Below are 19718 nucleotides of genomic sequence, written 5' to 3' on the forward strand. Positions count from 1 at the left end.
CTTCAGGCGCTGCGCGCGGTGTGCGCGAGCTGCAACGCCAGCCGGTTGTGCCGCTCCACCAGCGGGCCGAGGTCCACCGTGGTGAGCTGCCCGTCGCGCACCACCACCCTGCCGTTCACCACCGTGTGCGTGGCGAGCGGGCTGGCGCACAGCAGCAGGCTGGCCACCGGGTCGTGCACCGCGCCGCCGGCAAAGCCCAGGGTGCGCAGGTCGAACAGCGCGATGTCGGCGCACATGCCGGGCGCGAGGTGGCCCACGTCCGAGCGGCCCAGCACCTGCGCGCCGCCGCGCGTGGCGATGTGCAACGCGTCGCGCGCCGTCATCTCGGCCGGGCCGAGGTCGCAGCCGAAGAAGGTCTTGCCGTTGCGCGTCTCGGGGGCTTGCAGCGCGCGCCCTACGCGCGCCAGCAGCAGGGCCTGGCGCGCTTCGTTGACCATGTGCGCGCCGTCGTTGCTGGCGCTGCCGTCTACGCCCAGGCCCACGGGCACGCCGGCGTTCAGCATGCGGCGCACGGGCGCAATGCCCGAGGCCAGGCGCATGTTGCTGCAGGGGCAGTGCGCCACGCCGGTGCGGCTGGCGGCGAACAGCGAAAGGCCTTCGTCGTCGAGCTTCACGCAGTGCGCGTGCCACACGTCGTCGCCCAGCCAGCCGAGCTCCTGCGCGTACTGCGCAGGCGTCTTGTTGAACTTCTCGCGGCTGTAGGCGATGTCGTGGTCGTTCTCGGCCAGGTGGGTGTGCAGGCGCACGCCCTGGCCCTTGAAGGAGCGCGCCAGCGCAGCGCTTTCACGCATCAGCGCCGGGCTCACGGAAAACGGCGAGCAGGGCGCCAGTGCCACCTGCTGCATGGCGCCGTGTCGTGGGTCGTGCCAGGTCTCGATGAGGCGCTGGCTGTCCTTCAGGATCGCATCTTCCTTCTCCACCACCGAGTCCGGTGGCAGGCCACCGGCGCTGGCGCCAACACTCATGCTGCCGCGCGTGGCGAGGAACCGCATGCCGACGGCCTGCGCCACCTCAATGCTGTCTTCCAGCCGCACGCCGTTGGGGTAGATGTAGAGGTGGTCGCTGCTGGTGGTGCAACCCGAGAGCAGGAGCTCGGCCATGGCCACCTGGGTGGATACGCGCACCATCTCGGGGGTGAGACCGGTCCAGATCGGGTAGAGCCCGCGCAGCCAGCTGAAGAGTTCGGCGTCCTGCACGCCGGGTATGGCGCGGGTCAGCGACTGGTACATGTGGTGGTGCGTGTTCACCAGGCCTGGCGTCACCAGGTGGCCCCGCGCATCGATCACCTCGTTCGCCTCGTCGCGCAGCGCCTGGGGCAGTTCGGCATCCGGGCCGATCCATTCGATGAGCGGGCCACGCGCGAACAGCGAGGCATCTTTCAACTCGCGGCCCCGCGCCGGGTCCGCATGGTCGAACGTGGCGATGCAGGTGGCGTTCCGGATCAGCAGGCTGGTGTTGTTCATGGCGTCTCGCGCAGCCAGTAGCCGGGCTGCGAGTAAACCTTCTTGAGGTGGTCGATGAAGAACCGCACCTTGGCCGGCAGGTGACGCTGCTGCGGGTACACGGCCAGGATGTCGTAGGCGGGCAGGGCGAAATCGTCGAGCACGGTCACCAGTTCGCCGCGCTGCAGTTGCGCCTGGATTTCCCAGGTGGAGCGCCAGCCCAGGCCCAGGCCTTCGCTCACCCAGCGGTGCAGCAGTTCGCCGTCGTTGCAGTCCAGGTTGCCTTCGGCGCGCACCGTCACGGTCTTGCCGTCCTGCTGGAAATACCAGCCGCGCTGCTGGCCGCCTTGCAGGTTGAAGGCCAGGCAGTTGTGGCGTTTGAGATCGTCCAGCGTCTTGGGCTTTCCGTGCTTGCGGAAGTAGGCCGGCGTGCCGCACACCACGCGCTGGTTGGTGGCCAGGTGCACGGCCACGAAGTTGGGGTCGATGGCGCCGCCGATGCGCAGGCCCACGTCGTAGCCTTCTCGCACCAGGTCCACCACGCGGTCGGTGAGGTTGAAGGAAATCTTCACCTCGGGGTTGGCCTTGAGGAAGGCGCTGGCGTGTGGCGCCACGTGCAGCCGGCCGAACGCCGCCGGGGCTGACACCACCAGGTGGCCGCTGGCGCGGTGCTTCTGCGCCGACACCGTGGCCTCCGCCGCCGACCACTGCGCCAGCAGCGCGCGGCATTCGTCGAGATAACGAGCACCCTGCTCGGTGAGGGCCAGCCGCCGCGTGGAACGGTGGATGAGCTGCGTGCCCAGCCGGCGTTCCAGCCCGTCGATGCGCCGACCCATCATCACCGGGGTGATGCCCGCGTGCGGAGCGGCAGCGGCCAGGCTGCCGTGCTCCATCACCAGCACGAAGGCTTCGATTTCCTTGAAACGGTCCATGGCCGCATGTTAATGCCGGTTTGGGGCGATTGCATACCTGGAGTACCGAATCAAAGTACCTGCACTGTCATTCCCAAGGAAGAAGCTTCTGCCTAGCATCGGAACCAGTCCACCAACCCAGGTAAGGAATCACACCATGGCTCGAATGACTGCGGCGCAAGCCGCCATCTGTGTGCTGGAGAAGGAAGGCGTCTCGCAGGCCTTCGGCGTGCCCGGCGCCGCCATCAACCCGTTCTACGCCGCCATGCGCGAGCGCGGCAGCATCTCGCACATCCTGGCGCGGCATGTGGAGGCCGCCTCGCACATGGCCGAGGGCTACACGCGCGCCAAGGCCGGCAACATCGGCCTGTGCATCGGCACCAGCGGCCCTGCCGGCACCGACATGATCACCGGCCTGTATTCCGCGCAGGCCGACAGCATCCCCATCCTCTGCGTCACCGGCCAGGCACCGCGCGCGCGGCTGTACAAGGAAGACTTCCAGGCGGTGGACATCGAGAGCATCGCCAAGCCGGTGACCAAGTGGGCCGTGACGGTGCGCGAACCCGCGCTGGTGCCGCGCGTGTTCCAGCAGGCCTTCCACCTCATGCGCTCGGGCCGTCCGGGCCCCGTGCTGATCGACCTGCCGTTCGACGTGCAGATGGCGCAGATCGAGTTCGACCCCGACACCTACGAACCGCTGCCGGTCTACAAGCCCCAGGCCAGCCGCAAGCAGGTCGAGCGCGCGCTGGACATGCTGGCGGCCTCCACCAAGCCGCTCATCGTGGCCGGCGGCGGCATCATCAACGCCGATGCGGCCGACCTGCTGGTGGAGTTCGCCGAGCTCACCGGCGTGCCGGTGATTCCCACGCTCATGGGCTGGGGCACCATTCCCGACGACCACCCACTCATGGCCGGCATGGTCGGCCTGCAGACCAGCCACCGCTACGGCAATGCGACCATGCTCGCGAGCGACTTCGTGATCGGCATCGGCAACCGCTGGGCCAACCGCCACACCGGTTCGGTCGAGACCTACACCAAGGGCCGTAAGTTCGTTCACGTGGACATCGAACCGACGCAGATCGGTCGCGTGTTCGAGCCGGACTTCGGCATCGTCTCCGATGCGAGAAGCGCACTCGAACTCTTCGTGCAGGTGGCGCGTGAGCGCAAGGCCGCTGGCCAGTGGCCGAGCTACGCCAACTGGGCCGGCCGCTGCGCCGAACGCAAGCGCCTCATGCTGCGCCAGACGCACTTCGAACAGATCCCCATGAAGCCGCACCGCGTGTACGAAGAGATGAACCAGGTGTTCGGCCGCGACACGGTGTACGTGAGCACCATCGGCCTCTCGCAGATAGCCGGGGCGCAGTTCCTGCATGTGTACGGCCCACGCCAGTGGATCAACTGTGGCCAGGCCGGTCCGCTGGGCTGGACGCTGCCGGCCGCGCTGGGTGTGGTGGCCTCCGATCCGACTAAGAACGTGGTGGCGCTCTCGGGCGACTACGACTTCCAGTTCCTGATCGAAGAGCTCGCCGTGGGTGCGCAGTTCCGCCTGCCCTATGTGCACGTGCTGGTGAACAACTCCTACCTGGGGCTGATCCGCCAGAGCCAGCGCGGCTTCGACATGGACTACTGCGTGCAGCTCGCCTTCGACAACCAGAACATGGGCGAGGAAGCCGGTGAGCTGCGCGGCTACGGCGTGGACCACGTCGCCGTGGTCGAGGGCCTCGGTTGCAAGGCACTGCGCGTGACCGATCCCGAGAAGCTACAAGGCGCTTTCCGCCAGGCGCAGCAGATGGCTCAGGAGCACCGTGTGCCGGTGGTGGTGGAATGCATACTCGAGCGCGTCACCAACATCGCCATGGGCACCGAGATCGACAAGATCAACGAATTCGAGGCCATCGACTGCCGTGCCCCTCAAGGCCTCGAAACGGTCGGCCTGCTGGACTGAACAACAAGGAAACGAAGCCATGCCGAAGTTCGCCGCCAACCTCTCCATGCTCTGGAACGAGCTGCCGTTCCTGGACCGTTTCGCCGCCGCCGCGCGCGCCGGTTTCAAGGCCGTGGAGTTCCTGTTTCCGTACGACTTCAAGGCCGAGGAGATCGCGCAGCGTCTGAAAGAGAACCGCCTGCAGCTGGTGCTGCACAACATGCCCGCCGGCGACTGGGCCGCCGGCGAACGCGGCAAGGCCTGCTGGCCGGGTGGCGAAGACGAGTTCCGCGCCAACGTGACGCTGGCTCTGCAATACGCCACCGCGCTCGGTTCACCCAGCCTGCACTGCATGGCCGGCATTCCGCCCGCCGGCGCGAGCCGCGCCCAGGCACACGCCACGCTGGTGGGCAACCTGCGCTTTGCCGCCGAGGCCGCGAAGCAACAGGGTGTGCGCCTGCTGCTCGAGCCCATCAACCATTTCGACATACCCGGCTTCTTCGTGAACCGTCCGCGCCAGGCGATCGAGATCCTGGATGAAGTGGGTTCCGACAACCTCTTCCTGCAGTACGACATCTACCACGCGCAGCGCATGGAAGGCGAACTGGCCAACACCATCAAGGACCTGCTGCCGCGCATCGCCCACATGCAACTGGCCGATACACCGGGCCGCCATGAGCCGGGCACGGGCGAGATCCACTACCGCTACCTTTTCGATCGCATCGATGAGCTCGGCTACACCGGTCACATCGGCTGCGAGTACAAGCCGCGCGACGCCGGCCCCGGCGGCACCGACAAGGGCCTGGCCTGGGTCGCTGCGCACCACCAGACCCTGTAAGGACACGAACGCATGACATCGAACAACGCCATCAAGGTCGGCTTCGTCGGTCTGGGCATCATGGGCGCGCCCATGGCACTGAACCTGCTCAAGGCCGGGCACGCGCTCTTCGTCGCCAGCCGTGGAAAGATCCCCGCCGCTTTTGCGGAGCAGGACGCCACCGTCTGCACCAACGCCACCGAGGTGGCGAAGCGCGCCGACATCGTGATCATCATGGTGCCCGACACGCCGCACGTGGAGGACGTGCTGTTCGGCGAGACCGGCGTGGCCAAAGGCCTGAAAGACAGTGCAACCGGCCCGGACGGCCGGGTGGGCAAGCTGGTGATCGACATGAGCTCCATCAGCCCCATGGCCACCAAACAGTTCGCGCAGAAGATCAACGCGCTGGGCTGCGACTACCTCGATGCACCGGTGAGTGGTGGCGAGGTGGGCGCCAAGGCCGCGAGCCTGACCATCATGGTCGGCGGGCCGCAGGCCGCGTTTGATCGTGCGCAGCCGCTGTTCGCCGCCATGGGCAAGAACATCACGCTGGTCGGCGGCAACGGCGACGGGCAGACCACCAAGGTGGCGAACCAGATCATCGTGGCGCTCAACATCGAGGCCGTGGCCGAAGCCCTGCTGTTCGCGAGCAAGGCCGGCGCCGACCCGGCCAAGGTGCGTCAGGCGCTCATGGGCGGCTTCGCGGCCAGCCGCATTCTGGAGGTGCACGGCGAACGCATGGTCAAGCGCACCTTCAACCCGGGTTTCCGCATCGAACTGCACCAGAAGGACCTGAACCTGGCGCTGCAGGGTGCGAAGGAACTGGGCGTGAGCCTGCCCCACACCGCGAGCGCGGCCCAGCTGCTGCAGAGCTGCGCCGCGCACGGCATGGCCGGGCTGGACCACTCCGCGCTGTGCCGCAGCCTGGAGATGATGGCGGGCCACGAGATCGCCTCCGGGGACCAGCAACCGGGGTGAGGGCGCCCGGGCACTAAACTTGCCGCCATGCCCCAGCCGAATGCCACCCCCTCCCTGAACGACCCCAGCGCCCTGCTGCGCCACCTGTACGACGTGGCGGTGCAGCGCGCACTGCCTCTGCACAACACGGCAGCCCACCTGCCCAAACCCCCCAAAGGCCGCACCCTGGTGCTGGGTGCGGGCAAGGCGGGCGGTGCCATGGCGCAGGCGGTGGAAGCCCTCTGGCCGGCAGACGCCCCGCTCAGCGGCTTGGTCGTCACGCGTTACCACCACACGCCCCCGCGCCCCGAAGGCCTGCCACAGCGCATCGAGGTGGTGGAAGCCTCGCACCCGGTGCCCGACGCGGCCGGGCTGGACGCGGCCCAGCGCATCCTGAAGCTGGCCGACGGCCTCACGGCAGACGACCTGGTGCTCTGCCTCATCTCCGGGGGCGGCTCGGCTTTGCTCACGCTGCCCTGCGAAGGCCTCACGCTGGAAGACAAGCAGCGCATCAACCGGCAACTGCTGGAGAGCGGTGCGCACATCGGCGAGATGAACACGGTGCGCAAGCACCTCTCGCGCATCAAGGGTGGCCGCCTCGCGGCAGCGTGTGCGCCGGCGCGCCTGGTCACGCTCACCATCAGCGATGTGCCGGGCGACGACGTGAGCGTGATCGCCAGTGGCCCCACCGTCGCGGATGCCTCTACCTGTGCCGAGGCGCTGGACATCCTGAGCCGGTATGGGATCGACGTGCCCGCCCCTGCGCGCGCCCGGCTGGAGAGCGGCGAACTGGAAACCCCCAAGCCCGGTGACCCGCGCCTGCAAGGGCACGAGGTGCAACTGATCGCCACACCGCAGCAGAGCCTGGAGGCCGCCGCGGCGGCGGCGCGCGCGCTGGGCCTGAACGTGGTGCTGCTCAGCGACGAGATCGAAGGCGAGTCGCGCGAGGTCGGCAAGGTGCACGCCGCGCTGGCGCGGTCCACCGCGCTGGGCCGCAGCAGTTTCGCCAAGCCCTGCGTCATCCTCAGCGGCGGCGAAACCACGGTCACGGTGCGCCCCCGCGCCGAGGGACAGGCCCGGGGCCGCGGCGGGCGCGCCGGTGAGTTCTGCCTGGGCCTGGCGCAGGCGCTGGGTGCTCAGGCCGGCGTGTGGGCGCTGGCGGCCGATACCGACGGCATCGACGGGGTGGAAGATAATGCGGGCGCGCTGGTCACGCCCGACACGCTCGCTCGGGCCAGTGCCCAAGGCCTCAAAATCACCGACCACCTGGCCCGCAACGACGCCTACGGCTTTTTCCAGCCCATTGGCGATCTCGTCATCACCGGGCCGACGCACACCAACGTGAACGACTTCCGCGCCGTGCTGGTGGTCTGATCGACCCTGGCGCGGCCCCGGCGGGCGGTGGCATGCACCCGCCGGGCGAAGTGTTCCAAAGGAAACCTGTTTGCGTTACAGCCATTTCAACCGTTCCCCGCTGGTGCGGCAGCTCGCCGCCTGGTTGCCTCCCGAGGCCGATACCGCGCCCCGGCAGGACGTGGGCGAACGCCTGGGTGAATGGCTGAACGTGGCGGACGCGATTGCGCTGCATTCGGCGCACCAGAGCCTGCCTGCCATCCAGACCCGCCGTCGGCCCGGCAAGCCGGTGGACGCGGGCGCCGCGCAGGCCGAACTGCAAGGTGTGCGTGCCACCTTGTCCAAAGCCATTGCGGCGCCGCCCATCCATCCCGTGCACGCAGCCGACACCGAATTCGCGCCGCACCACCAGCGCTACCTCGATCAGCAGCGCCGTATGGAAATGGCCATCGACGCTCTCAGGGGCCACCTGCGCCAGACCCTGGCCCAGGCCACGCCCCGCCTGGCGCAACTCGCCGCGCTCGATGCCGTGCTGGACCAGATGCTCGGCGGGCGTGAACAGAAGTTGCTGGCCGGTGTGCCCGCCTTCCTGAAAACCCGCTTTCAACACCTGCGCCAGGCCGAGCCGGAAGGCTGGCCACCCCTTTTCGAACACGACCTCCAGCAGACGCTGCGCGCCGAACTGGAACTGCGCCTGCAGCCCGTCACGGGCCTGGTTGAAGCGCTGACCCAAGCAACGAACTGAACGCCTCCCCTATGAGCAGCCCCACCTTGAACCGCTGGTTCCTGATCTTCGCCTTTGTCCTCGGTCTTGCCGCCATCGCCTGGGTGGGCGTGGGCTTCGTGGGAACCGGTGGCATCGCCCTGGCCATGACCGCGCTGATCGGCGCCGTCTACATGATCGGTGCGCAGGAGATCCGGCGCTTTCGCGCGGTCACCGCGTCGCTCGCGCAGGCGCTGGCGAACGTGCCCCAACCGCTGGAGCAACTGGGCGACTGGCTCGTGCACGTGCCGCCCGCGCTGCAGAACGCCGTGCGCCAGCGCATCGAAGGCGAGCGCGGTGCCCTGCCGGGGCTGGCGCTCACGCCGTACCTCATCGGCCTGCTGGTGATGCTGGGCATGCTTGGCACGTTCCTAGGCATGGTGGTCACCTTCAAGGGTGTGGTGTTCACGCTCGAAGGCTCGGCCGATCTGCAGGCCATCCGCTCGGCACTGGCCGCGCCCATCAAGGGCCTGGGCCTGGCCTTCGGTACCTCGGTGGTGGGCGTGGCCACCTCGGCCATGCTCGGCCTCATGTCCGCCGTCAGCCGGCGCGAACGGCAGGACGTGGCGCGGCAACTGGATGCGCTGGCCGCCACCACGCTGCGCCCGTTCTCGCTGGCGCATCAGCGGCAGGAAGCCTTCAAGGCCCTGCAGCAGCAGGCGGGTGCACTGCCTGCGGTGGCCAACCAGCTCAGCACACTCATCGAGCAGATGGAGCGCCGCAGCCAGCAGCTGGACGAACAGCTGCTGGCGCGGCAGGCGCAGTTCCACCAGGAAGCGGCGCAGGCCTACAGCGGCCTGGCCCGCTCGGTGGAGCAATCGCTGAAAGACAACCTGGCCGCGAGCGCCCGCGCGGCCGGCGAGAGCCTGCAACCGGTGGTGAGCAACGCCATGAGCGCCATCGCGCAGGACACCACCCGACTGCACGAACGCGTGAGCGATGCGGTGCACACGCAGATGTCCGGACTGACCGAGCGCCTGGGCCGCTTCACCCAGGACTTTGAACAGCGCTGCGCCACCATGGTGGCCAGCGTTCAGGACACCGTGAGCCGATCGCACACCGCGCAAACCGCAGCCGATCAGCAGAAGCAGGCCGCCTGGACGCAAGCCCTGCAGGGCCTGGCCACCACGCTGCAAAGCGAATGGCAGCAAGCCGGGGCGCAGACCGTCGCCCAACAGCAGGCGGCGGCGGACCAGCTGGCGCAGACCGCCACCCTCTGGCGCAACGAGCTCGCCACCCTGCGCGCCGAAGAATCGGCGCGGGGCGAAGCGCTCATGCAAAACCTGCTGCAAACCGCGGCCGAAGCGCCCAAGGCCGCTGCGGAAGTGATCGCGCAACTGCGACACGACATGAGCCAGCTCACCGAGCGGGACAACCGCGCGCTGCAGGAACGCGCCGAGCTCATGAACCAGATCGACGGCCTGCTCAAGAGCGTGGAGGCCGCCACTGGCGAGCAGCGCTCGGCCATCGAATCGCTGGTGGGCTCGGCCAGCGCCGTGCTCGACCAGGTGGGCCGGCAGTTCGCCGAGACGGTGGGTGCCCAGGCCGTGCGCGCCGAGGACGTGGCCACGCAGGTGAGCGGCAGCGCCATCGAACTTGCCCGCCTGGGCGAGGCCTTCGGCGAAGGCGTGCGGCTCTTCAGCACCACCAACGAAAAACTGATCGCCAGCTTGCAGGGCATCGAAAGTGCGGTGAGCCAGTCCATCGCCCGCAGCGACGAACAGCTCGCCTACTACGTGGCCCAGGCGCGCGAGGTGATCGACCTCAGCATCACCTCTCAGCAAGGCATTCTGGAAGACCTGCGCCGCCTGCGCAGCGCCGAACCAACGGCGAAGGCGGAGAAAAAGGCGATCGCATGATGACCGGCCTGGACGACCGCGCCATCGACGACGACGGCACCGACCGCACCGCGCCCGTGTGGGCCGTGTTCGGCGACCTCATGTCGGGCCTGGTCGGTGCCTTCGTGCTCATCCTGGTGGGTGTGCTCGTGGTGCAGATGGACCTGGTGGCCAGCCTGCAGGCCGAGGTGCAGAAGCGCCAGCAGGAAGAGCAGCGCCGCATGGCCCTGGAGAAGGCGCTGGCGATCCCGCTGCAGAACGGCCGCGTGACGCTGGACAACGGCCGCATCGGCATCAGCGGCAGCGTGCTCTTCGCCTTGAACTCCGACGAGCTGCGCCCCGAAGGCCGGCAGATCCTGCAAAGCCTGGTGCCCCCGCTGCAGGTGTACCTGGGCGAGCGCGACGAGATGCTGATGGTCAGCGGTTTCACCGACGACCGTCCCGTGCAGAGCACCAACCAGCGCTTTGCCGACAACCTCGAACTCTCCGCCCAGCGCGCCCTCACCGTCACCCGCGCCCTCATCCAGGAAGGCATGCCGCCGCAGCGCGTGTTCAGTGCTGCCTTCGGCGCCGAGCAGCCCGTGGCCTCCAACGCCGACGAAAAGGGCAGGGCGCTCAACCGACGGGTGGAAATGGCACCGGTGCCCAAGGCCGCTCCATCGAAGGCACCGACCCGTGAGTGACAAGGCTGCGCCTTCACCGCTGGCCCGGCTCAACCAGCACATCGCCAGCCTCAGCCCGCCGGGCGCCGAACTCCGCAGCGTGCAGGCCTTCCGCGAAACCTGGGCCCGCATCGCCACCGAAGACCAGGTGACCGAAGCCGTGCAACGCGGCCCCGAGAACGCCGGCCCGCTCAACTCGCACATGCTGGTGCTGCGCACGCTGAGCCTGATGCAGGCGCTGTCGCCGGACTACCTGCGGCGGTTCGTGGCGCACGCGGACAGCCTGCTGTGGCTGGATCAGGCGGGCAGCAGGCTCAAGCAGCCAGCGGGCAAGGGCAGGGCGGTGCGGCAGAGGCGATGAGCATGGCCGCGGCCACCGCTTAGCCCGACACCGTTGCTTCCGTCAGTCGCTGCCGCAACACGCGGTGCAGGCTCTTGCCGGTGGCGTTGTGGGGCATGTCGGCGTCCGAAAGAAAGGGCGTGAGCAGCGGATCGGTGAGCGCGATGATCGAGCGCATGAGCCAGGAGCGGGTGAACGCCTGAATAGATGTGGCGTTCATGGGGCCGTCGAAGCGCCTGCCACTCTCCAGATCGACTCAGATCTGTACGTCTGGCAGGTCGGTGCCGGGCAGGAACTCGTCTGCCGAGAGATTGTCGATGGCTGCCAGCAGGCAGCGCCGCGTTGCAGCAACGTCCTGAATGTCCACGCCTCGAAGGGCAATGGCGTTCACTTCTTCAGCCAGCGGCACCAGCGTGTCCTTCAACTGGCGTCCCATTGGCGTCAGGTAGACATAGATGTTCTTGCGGTTCTCTGCCTTGCGCTCCAACGACACATATCCCAGCGATTCCATGGCTCGCAGCGCCACGAACGTCGTAGGCTCCATCAAACCGGCCTCCATGCTGAGCTCGCGCTTGGTGAGGCCATCGCGCTGCCACAGAATCCGCAGGAAGGTCCAGTGGCCCAACTGCACGTGGTGGCGTGCAAGTCGTACCTGCAACGCTCTCAGAAAACATCGGGTGGCATCTTTGACCAGGTGGGCCATTCGGTCGTTGGGTACCGCTTCGTGCCAGTGCCGGAAGACACGCACGACTCCCTCTGCATCGTGTTCGCTCATGGCATTTTTCTTCGGGTTCATTCGTCCTCGTAAGGTTTGAGTGCGACGTCCTTGCCCAGCTCCGCCGAACGCAGAAGAGCCAGACACGCCTGTATCGTCTCACGAGCCCAAGGTCCGTTGTGCAATGGAGCCTTCCCCGACCGAAGCGCCAGAACCAGCTCGTCGATCACTTCTGCGCGGGGAATGGGGGGTCTGGCCAGGAACAGCCGCTCGTGCGACTGATTGCCATGCACATGAATCGCATCGGGAAGTGGGCACAGGTCGGCCTGCTCGCAAGTCACGATGATAGGCCCGAAGTGCTGATGAGCGACGGGGTGCGCCGACGGATCAGGCGGCTGATAGAGGTTACCGCCATAGGCTGCCCTGGCCTTCTGGATGGCTTCTGTGGCGGCACTACCCAGACCAGCCAGTCGAGCGCGCGTCGCCTGGTGCTCGTTGGCTTGTCGAGCCTGGCCCATTTCGCCGATGCCTCCGCACCAGGCATCACTGTCGAAATGCGCGTAGCCGCTGTAGACCAGGTTGGCAAAGCATCCATTGTCAAACCACAGCAAAGCTGCGTAGGCGCCTTCAGTCGGGCGCGTCTCGTCCCAACGCCCGGTGATGGCCCTCACGCGAACGATGCTTCCCAGAGCCAGGAGTCTCACGATGTCGATCTGATGTGCGGCCTGACTGAACACCACGCCACCGCCCTCTTCCGTTTGCAACTCCTCTGGGCGCCGAGGTCGGTACAGGAAATCGGTGTAATTCATGGCGTGAATCATGCGCACGCTCCCATAGCGTCCGCTTCGCACCAGTTCACGGGTGCGAAGGTAGGGTGTGTTGAAGCTGTGGCAATGGCCCACGATCAGATGCACGCCAGCACATGCACAGGCCTGGATCATCCTGTCGCAATCTTCCAGGCTCAAGGCCATGGGCTTCTCGACCAGCACGTGTTTTCCGTGCTGGGCCGCCAATGCTGTGTGCACCACATGAAGCTGGTGAGGGCTGGCAACGTAAATCAGTTCAACGGTTGAATCGGCGCAAAGCGCTTCGGCCGTGTCCCAGACATGGCCCCCGAAGTCACGCAAGAACTGCTGGCGAGGCGCTTCGCGTGGGTCGCAGGCAGCCACAAGACGCACGCGTGGATCAGCCAGGAATGTCGGCAACATGAGCGTGAAGGCCCGCCCCAGACCGATCACACCAATCCGTACGGGCGCCTCGCTCACAGGTCCAGAGTCAGTTCAGCGCCATGCGCTCGCGACACACACAACATGATCTGGGTGTCGACTTCTTCCGGCATGAGCACCATGTCCCGATGATCGGCCTGGCCAGACAGCAACGCTGTACGGCAGGTCCCGCAGGTCCCGCTTTCGCACGATGCAGCCACCTGGCAACCAGCTTCGCGTACCACCTCGAGGATCGACCGCCCTACCGGTACCGTCAAACGATGGCCCGACCTTGCCAGGTGCACACTGAACTCAGTGTCTTCGCGGCGCGGCACGCCACCATCGACAAAGCTCTCGAAATGCACGCGGCCGGCAGCCCAATGACCTGTCATGTCTCGTACCGCCTCCATCAGCGGTCTCGGCCCGCAGCAATACACATGTTGATCGGACTTGGGTTTTTCAAGAGAAGGCCAGAGATCCAATATCTGCGACGGATCTCCCTCGTCGTGGTGGACCACCACCTGACCGCCCTGGTCGAGTTCGCCAAGCTCCTGCAAGAAGGCAGTCTGGTTGGCGTGTCGCGAGAGGTAGAGAAGTTTCCAGTTGATCGCATGCGTATCCTGCAGCGAGCGGATCATGGAGAGGATAGGCGTGATACCTATACCGCCGGCGATAAACAGGCTGGAGCGCGCGCCCCGTGAAAGACGAAACGCGTTTTCGGGTGGCAGGACCTCGATGAGGTCACCGTCCTTCGCTTCATCCACCATACTGATGGAGCCGCCTCGACCTGTGGCGTCGCGTTTGACGGCAATGACGTAGCGGTTGCGCTCCTGCGGATGATTGCAAAGTGAGTACTTTCTAAGCAGACCCGCAGGCGTGCGCAATTTGATGTGCGCTCCGGGCGTGAAGGCTGGCAGCTCGCCACCGCCGGGGTCGACCAGTTCGAACGATCGGATACCCTCTGCGGCGCGCAACGCCCGCGCGATGCGCAACGGCATGAAGGATGGTAATGCCTCACTCATGGCTGAAGATCAGATGCTGTAGGTTTCATATGTGGAGGAGTGGAACAACTCTTCCACCTTCAGTTGCCTGGGCGAAAGCCCTTGCAGGTGATGCTGTCGCAGGAACATTTCCAGCGTGGCGCGGTTGGGCTGAACGCCGTATGACCAGAAATCGTCGCCCATCAGGGCGCGTGCTGCCTTGACTTGTTCCTCCACGAAAGGCAGGGTGACTTTTGTGGCCGACGTGTCTTCCAGTTGTTGCAGCGCAAGCTGTTTGGCCTGGCCAAAGGCTTTCTGCACCGCGTTTGGAAGCCAGGGGTGTTGCTCGGCCAGGCTCCGGCGTACGCCCACAAGATGCATGATCGGAAACACGCCTGTACGGTGGTATGCCGCCTTGGCCACGGCAGTGGGGTCATCGAACAGCCAACCTACATCAGGGTTGTGCAACGCCCGACCGCCAGGTGGACGCGGTGCGATGAAACCGTCGATCTCGCCCCGGTCGAGCATTTCGGAGATCGTCACACCCTCTGGCGCGTTTTCCAACCGGATGTCTGATGGCAGTTCCAGACCGATCTTCTCCGGCCGTCCGGGTGTATCGATGCCGCCACGCACCCATCGAATATCTCGGGGACTCACACCGTGGTCCTCTTCTAGTATGCCGCGCGCCCATACGATGGCCGACAGCTGGTATTCCGGCACACCCACCCTGCAACCCTTGAGGTCCTCAGGTGTTCGAATCCTGTCTTTGCGCACATAGATCGAGGTATGCCGGAACGCGCGTGAGAGAAAGACAGGCACGGCAATGTAGGGGCAGTCACCGCGAGCGAGTTTGACCACGTAGCTGGAAAACGAGAGCTCAGCGATATCGAAGTCTCGACTGCGCATTGCCCGGAAAAACATCTCTTCTGGGTTGAGGAGCATGTAGATCGGGTCCACGCCGTCGATCAGCACACGCCCGTCGTAGAGCGCGCGGGTACGGTCGTAGTCGCCCATGGCCACCGAAAGTTGCAGTCGTCCCATCGGTTCAGCCCTGCACAAGGTAGCTGGGTTCCAGGGTGGGCTGCACCTTGTCCAGCCAGACGGGGCGCGCCTCGTGTGTGCGCCAGTCGGTGGCCTTTGGCACGATCGCCTGGTAGGCGCAGACGTCCCTGGGTATGGCCATTGCACCCGTGCCGATGGCGGGTTCTCCGGCATTGAACCGTTGCAGCGCCTCCAGCATCTGGCGGCGGAACTCCACAATGGCTTGATCACTTGCGCCCAATCTGTCGCGGCTTCGGTCCGCGATGGGTCCCATCGTCACCCACATGGCCAGATCCTGGTTGGGAAACCCCGTGATGCCTGTGAAGTTTCCTGCCTTCATGGCCTGACGATCCTGCCAGAAGGCGTTGCTCCGTTTGCGCAGAGGCCGATATTGCTCATCCAGGTCCACCCCCACGGTCTGGCGCAAGAACTTGCGCCAACTCTCGGTTTCAGGTGTCTGCGAGGGATGGCCCCAGGCGATGAAATAGAAGGCCGTGTTCGTGTCGTCCATCGGTACGTTCACGTTAGCCACGTTGTAGAGGTTGTTGGGAGGGATCAATGCGGTGGACGGTGCAACAAACACTGTGGTGCGCACATAGTCGTGCGTTGCGGCGTCCTTGATGGGACGGCGCAAGGCGGCGTAGCGAAAGCCGTAGCCTGCGCGCTGAACCTGCATGCGCGGCGCCTTGTCGGTCGACGGGCGCAGCCAGTTCTTCTCGTTTGCCTCCGCACCGCCGACACGTGCGGGCACCATGTCCGAGGAATGCAGACTGGAGCTGTGGGCGGAGTCAATGGCCCCTTCAAGTACCTGTGCCCAGTTGCAAGGAAGAACGACCTTGGCGATGCTCACCCGAGCGTCGGCAGTGGGCGCCCAGGCTGGCGGTGCGAATGCCGGCATGGTCTCGGCTGGGCCCATGTACGCCCACACCATGCCACCCCACTCGTGCGTGGGGTAGGCTTTGTGCTTGACCTTCTCGACCAGGGCGCTGGCACCTGGCTCGGAGGCCATCTCCAGCACGTTGCCATGCACGTCCATCTTCCAGCCGTGGTAGAGGCAGCGCAGGCCACAGTCCTCATTGCGGCCGAGCACGAGCGAGGCGCGGCGGTGCGGACAGTACTCGTCCATCACACCCACCCGTCCCTCGGTGTCTCGGAACACCACCAGATCTTCGCCGAGCATGCGAGAGCGGACCGGAGCACCGTCGGGCTCGGACACTTCTTCCCGCAGACACACCGGCAACCAATGGCGGCGTATGAGCTGTCCCATGGGCGCATCGCCCTCCACCCTGCAAAGCAGGTCGTTCTCTTGCGGCGTCAACATGGCAATGTTCCTTCGTTCTATGGTTAGATATCTAAGTTCAAGATGTGATTCACCCTCGATCCAGGAGCCACTCAAGGCTCGAGGGTGATGTTGATGTTCTTGACCTGGGAATAGTGAAAGAGCTCGTCGATCGACTCTTCCCGCCCGATGCCGGATTGCTTGTAGCCACCGAACGGTGCACCGATGAAATGGCGGCTGACGTTGTTCACCCACACATAGCCTGCCTGCACACGCGAAGCGGTGCGGTGGGCATGGGCCAGGCTGCTGGTCCAGATCGAACAAGTGAGACCGTACTCCACGGCATTGACCTGCGCGATCATCTCGTCTTCGTCGTGCCAGCGCAGGATGGAGAGGACCGGACCGAAGACTTCCTCATGCGCAATGCGCATGTCTTGCGTCACGCCGTCGAACAAGGTGGGTTCGATGAAGTGCCCATTGACCAGGGCGGGGTTCTCCGGTCGCTTGCCTCCATGGATCAGGCGCGCGCCGTCGGCATGAGCCATGTCGATACAGCGCATGACTTTGTCAAAGTGCTCGCGAGAGATCAGGGCACCCATGGTCGTGGTCATGTCGGTTGGCAGGCCCGGCCGGAAGTGCTTGACCAGCTCGAGCATGCCGGCCACCACCTCGTCGTACACCGAGTCATGCACAAACAGGCGCGAAGTAGATCCGCAGGACTGGCCACACCATGTGAAGTTCATGCCATCCACCGCGCCCTTGGTGGCCTTGGCCAGGTCGGCGTCCGGGTAGATGATGCAGGCGTTCTTGCCGCCGAGCTCCAGCGACACCTTCTTGAGGCGTTGGGCTGCAGTGCGTGCGATAGCGCGTCCGGTAGGCACGCTACCGATCAACGCGACGTGCTGGACCAATGGATGATCGACCAGCGCCTGGCCCGCCTCGACGCCTCCCGTCACGATGTTGAGCACGCCGTCGGGCAGGATGCCGTGGAGCAGCTCCATGAGGCGGTAGGTGGAGAGAGGAGCTTGATGGGGAGCTTTCATGATCGCGGCGTTGCCAGCGGCCAGCACGGGCGCGAGCTTGCCCGCAACAAACATGAGTGGATGGTTGTAGGCCACAATGCGCGCGCATACGCCCAGGGGCTCGTGCACCGTCATGTTGATCACCCCATCACCCATGGGAATGGTGTCGCCTTTGATCTCGGTCACCAGGCCTGCGAAGTAGTCCACCTGGGCAGCGGCAATCAGCGCATCATTTCCCATTTCACGCACTGGGTTTCCACAGTTGGCCGCATCGATCAGCGCGAGTTCGGCTGCGTTGTCTCGCAATACCTGGGCAATGCGCCGCAGCAGTGCTGCTCGTTCCAGCGGCTTGATCGAGCGCCAGACTTCGAAGCCCCTTTGTGCTGCCTGCACGACGCGGTCCACATCGGCGGCGTTGGCGTGCGCACAAGGCCCGAGAGAATCACCGGTGGCTGGATTGAGCGTGTCCAGATAACCGCCCAGCGGATCGATCCATTGTCCACCGGCGTAGAGGCGGCGCTCGTGGGGGAGCACCGAGTCCAGAGAAAGTGCGTCATGCGTCGTTGCTGTCATGTGTGCTTCCTGTCCTGCTCTTGCTGGGTGCTACTTCGAAGAGACCGGCGCCAGCCCGAGCAGGTCGTTGGCGGCGTCATCGGCGGAAGGTGCGAGCACTCCTTCGCACGATTTGGCCAATTGCCCTCGTATGGCCCGCAGGCAGCTTTTGACCACGGCGTCGTTGCCCCCCCCAAGTGCCGACAGCATGGTGTTGTTGACGTCCTCGGCCACCGCCATGAGCTCGGGCTCCAGCGCGCGTGCGCGCACGGTCAGGCACACTTTCATGCGGCGGCGATCCGCTGCGTCACGGGTGCGTTGAACGAGGTCCAGGCGCTCCATACCGCGCAGTGTCATGACCACGGCGGGTTCGGCAAGACCCAGGCGCTCGCTGAGCTCGCGCTGCGAGATCCCGTCGCGCTGCCAGAGGACGCGAAGCACGAACCAGCATGACCCTGGTATGCCGTAGGGTGCCAGGCGCGCATACAGCACGCGGCGCACATAGCGCGCACTGTCACAGATCAGGAAGCCCAGGCTGTCATCCACACCTGGACCCAGACCCGTTGCACCATTGGATGTCGTGGGGCTCAACGGGTTTTCTCCGTGTTGGGGTACATCACGCGCCGGTAGTACTCGTAGAAGCCACGGATCGGGCCCTCGGTCACCATGTTGCCATCAGGAGGGGCGGAGCCTTCCCTCCCCCCGAGTTCAAGCACGGCCACCTGCGAGGGATTGGAGCGAATGCCGGAACCTGAGTACTCCAGCACCTCGGTGTCGTCGACCGAGACGAACCCCGACGGGCCGGTGAGGTTCGCCTGGCGCAGGCGGCGCAGGGTGGTTTCCTCGTCGTCGTCCTCGTAGCCGAAGTAGGTCCACTGCAGCTCGAATTCATCGGGTCCGCGTGGGATCACATAGCGCATCTGCAGGCTGTTGCCTTGCTGTTGCAGCACCAGATCGGGAAATATCGTCTGGATCTGGATGGTGACATCGTCATCGAACTCCTTGGCACCCGTGACCAGCCGCATGTCGTTGAGCTTGAGGTCCTTGCGGTACGACTTCATGTCCTCGGTGCCAGCAGTCTCGCTGGCAGGGTTGCGCATGGAGGCGAACACGTTGTGAGCGAGCGTGCGCTCGTCGGTGATCGTCACGCCTTTCTGGTCGATGCGGTAAAGACCGAAACTGATCAGGAACACGTGCAGCAGCGAAGCGTGATACGGGTCCTTGATGTTCTCCATGTAGAGCTTCCAGTTGCCTTTGATGCGCTGGCGCTGATACCCCAGCACCACGGCCTTGCGGCCGTTGAAGATACGGGTGAGGTACTGGTAGTTTCCCTCGCCCAGGTATTCGGGCAGCGGAGGAGTTTCGTGATCGAAGCTGGCGAAGATGGCGCCGTTGACGCTCTCGACCTTGAGTGCGCGCAGGCCGTGCTGGGCGGGATCGAAATCCTCGGGGAAGCCCCCCTTCCCCTTGACGCCGCGTCGAAATGGCACCCCCATGAGCTTGCCGCTGAGGTTGTATGTCCACTGGTGGTAGGGACACATGATCTCCTTCTGCGAGCCGAAGCTGGACTGGCAGATCTCCACACCACGGTGTGCACAGCTGTTGAGCAGCACACTGAGTTCGCCCGACTCGGTGCGGGTCACAATGACCGAGCGCTCGCCAATGGTCGCGCGTTTGAAGTCGCCGGGCTTGGGGATTTCGCTCTCCAGCCCCACCATGTGCCAGTGCGGGCCATAGAAGATGGCTTCCAGCTCACGACGGTAGTTGTCTTCGTCGCTGTAGACCCACAGCGGCACGCGCGAGCTGTCTTTGCGAGGCCAGATCTTGATCGGGTGCAGTTCGCTCGCGCTGTCGGAGGATTCGCCAGGGGCCATGGCGTGGGGGCAGGTGTCGTTCATGTGCATTCACCAGTTCGGT

General features: G+C 65.5%; 19 protein-coding genes. 8 read left to right on the forward strand and 11 right to left on the reverse strand.

Going from position 1 to position 19718, the window contains the following annotated elements:
* Positions 1-2 precede the first annotated feature (2 nt).
* Together ACTIF6_RS04185 and ACTIF6_RS04190 are read right to left on the reverse strand one after the other, a co-directional pair.
* A complete protein-coding gene (locus ACTIF6_RS04185; protein WP_439586750.1) occupies positions 3-1463 on the reverse strand; it encodes an 8-oxoguanine deaminase in 1461 nt (486 codons plus the stop codon).
* Positions 1460-2374, reverse strand: coding sequence for a LysR family transcriptional regulator (locus ACTIF6_RS04190; protein WP_439586751.1), 915 nt, complete (start codon positions 2372-2374; stop codon positions 1460-1462). Before ACTIF6_RS04190 ends, ACTIF6_RS04185 begins: the two co-directional genes overlap by 4 nt.
* A 136-nt stretch (positions 2375-2510) precedes the next feature.
* Here ACTIF6_RS04190 and gcl point away from each other — a divergent pair, with 136 nt between their 5' ends.
* The 8 genes from gcl to ACTIF6_RS04230 all read left to right on the forward strand — a co-directional run bounded on the left by gcl (position 2511) and on the right by ACTIF6_RS04230 (position 11028).
* A complete protein-coding gene (gcl, locus tag ACTIF6_RS04195) occupies positions 2511-4298 on the forward strand; it encodes a glyoxylate carboligase (RefSeq protein ID WP_439586752.1) in 1788 nt (595 codons plus the stop codon).
* A 19-nt stretch (positions 4299-4317) separates the two neighbouring features.
* Positions 4318-5115 (forward strand): hydroxypyruvate isomerase, encoded by a 798-nt coding sequence (gene hyi, locus ACTIF6_RS04200; RefSeq protein ID WP_439586753.1) that lies wholly within the window; start codon positions 4318-4320, stop codon positions 5113-5115.
* A gap of 12 nt (positions 5116-5127) precedes the next feature.
* Entirely contained in the window at positions 5128-6072 is a 945-nt protein-coding gene (locus ACTIF6_RS04205; RefSeq protein WP_439586754.1) for a 2-hydroxy-3-oxopropionate reductase, read from the forward strand.
* Positions 6073-6099: 27 nt separating this feature from the next.
* Complete coding sequence (locus ACTIF6_RS04210; protein ID WP_439586755.1) at positions 6100-7425, forward strand: glycerate kinase type-2 family protein; 1326 nt, start codon at positions 6100-6102, stop codon at positions 7423-7425.
* A gap of 70 nt (positions 7426-7495) precedes the next feature.
* Positions 7496-8149, forward strand: coding sequence for a DUF3348 family protein (locus ACTIF6_RS04215; RefSeq protein WP_439586756.1), 654 nt, complete (start codon positions 7496-7498; stop codon positions 8147-8149).
* Between the two features lie 11 nt (positions 8150-8160).
* Positions 8161-10026 (forward strand): hypothetical protein, encoded by a 1866-nt coding sequence (locus ACTIF6_RS04220; protein WP_439586757.1) that lies wholly within the window; start codon positions 8161-8163, stop codon positions 10024-10026.
* Positions 10026-10688: an OmpA family protein gene (locus ACTIF6_RS04225; protein ID WP_439586929.1), complete on the forward strand. Its 663-nt coding sequence runs from the start codon at positions 10026-10028 to the stop codon at positions 10686-10688. The genes ACTIF6_RS04220 and ACTIF6_RS04225 overlap by 1 nt, the downstream gene beginning before the upstream one ends.
* Complete coding sequence (locus ACTIF6_RS04230) at positions 10681-11028, forward strand: DUF2894 domain-containing protein (RefSeq protein WP_439586758.1); 348 nt, start codon at positions 10681-10683, stop codon at positions 11026-11028. The genes ACTIF6_RS04225 and ACTIF6_RS04230 overlap by 8 nt, the downstream gene beginning before the upstream one ends.
* A gap of 19 nt (positions 11029-11047) precedes the next feature.
* Here ACTIF6_RS04230 and ACTIF6_RS04235 read toward each other — a convergent pair whose 3' ends face one another.
* The 9 genes from ACTIF6_RS04235 to ACTIF6_RS04275 all read right to left on the reverse strand — a co-directional run bounded on the left by ACTIF6_RS04235 (position 11048) and on the right by ACTIF6_RS04275 (position 19699).
* Positions 11048-11227 carry a hypothetical protein gene (locus ACTIF6_RS04235; protein ID WP_439586759.1) on the reverse strand — a complete coding sequence of 60 codons (180 nt, stop codon included), beginning with the start codon at positions 11225-11227 and terminating at the stop codon, positions 11048-11050.
* 36 nt (positions 11228-11263) lie between these two features.
* Positions 11264-11782 (reverse strand): MarR family winged helix-turn-helix transcriptional regulator, encoded by a 519-nt coding sequence (locus ACTIF6_RS04240; RefSeq protein ID WP_439586760.1) that lies wholly within the window; start codon positions 11780-11782, stop codon positions 11264-11266.
* A 17-nt stretch (positions 11783-11799) separates the two neighbouring features.
* Positions 11800-12987, reverse strand: coding sequence for a Gfo/Idh/MocA family protein (locus ACTIF6_RS04245; RefSeq protein ID WP_439586761.1), 1188 nt, complete (start codon positions 12985-12987; stop codon positions 11800-11802).
* Positions 12984-13925 (reverse strand): PDR/VanB family oxidoreductase, encoded by a 942-nt coding sequence (locus tag ACTIF6_RS04250; protein WP_439586762.1) that lies wholly within the window; start codon positions 13923-13925, stop codon positions 12984-12986. The genes ACTIF6_RS04245 and ACTIF6_RS04250 overlap by 4 nt, the downstream gene beginning before the upstream one ends.
* A gap of 33 nt (positions 13926-13958) precedes the next feature.
* On the reverse strand, positions 13959-14948 hold the full coding sequence (locus tag ACTIF6_RS04255) for an ABC transporter substrate-binding protein (RefSeq protein WP_439586763.1): 990 nt from the start codon (positions 14946-14948) through the stop codon (positions 13959-13961).
* Between the two features lie 4 nt (positions 14949-14952).
* Positions 14953-16269 carry a Rieske 2Fe-2S domain-containing protein gene (locus tag ACTIF6_RS04260; RefSeq protein WP_439586764.1) on the reverse strand — a complete coding sequence of 439 codons (1317 nt, stop codon included), beginning with the start codon at positions 16267-16269 and terminating at the stop codon, positions 14953-14955.
* Between the two features lie 71 nt (positions 16270-16340).
* On the reverse strand, positions 16341-17822 hold the full coding sequence (locus ACTIF6_RS04265) for an aldehyde dehydrogenase family protein (RefSeq protein WP_439586765.1): 1482 nt from the start codon (positions 17820-17822) through the stop codon (positions 16341-16343).
* Positions 17823-17852: 30 nt separating this feature from the next.
* Positions 17853-18392 carry a MarR family winged helix-turn-helix transcriptional regulator gene (locus tag ACTIF6_RS04270; RefSeq protein ID WP_439586766.1) on the reverse strand — a complete coding sequence of 180 codons (540 nt, stop codon included), beginning with the start codon at positions 18390-18392 and terminating at the stop codon, positions 17853-17855.
* Positions 18389-19699 (reverse strand): aromatic ring-hydroxylating oxygenase subunit alpha, encoded by a 1311-nt coding sequence (locus ACTIF6_RS04275; protein WP_439586767.1) that lies wholly within the window; start codon positions 19697-19699, stop codon positions 18389-18391. Before ACTIF6_RS04275 ends, ACTIF6_RS04270 begins: the two co-directional genes overlap by 4 nt.
* Positions 19700-19718 lie beyond the last annotated feature (19 nt).

The sequence above is a fragment of the Hydrogenophaga sp. genome (genome assembly GCF_051860785.1).
In the GTDB taxonomy this organism is placed as follows: Bacteria; Pseudomonadota; Gammaproteobacteria; order Burkholderiales; family Burkholderiaceae_C; genus Hydrogenophaga.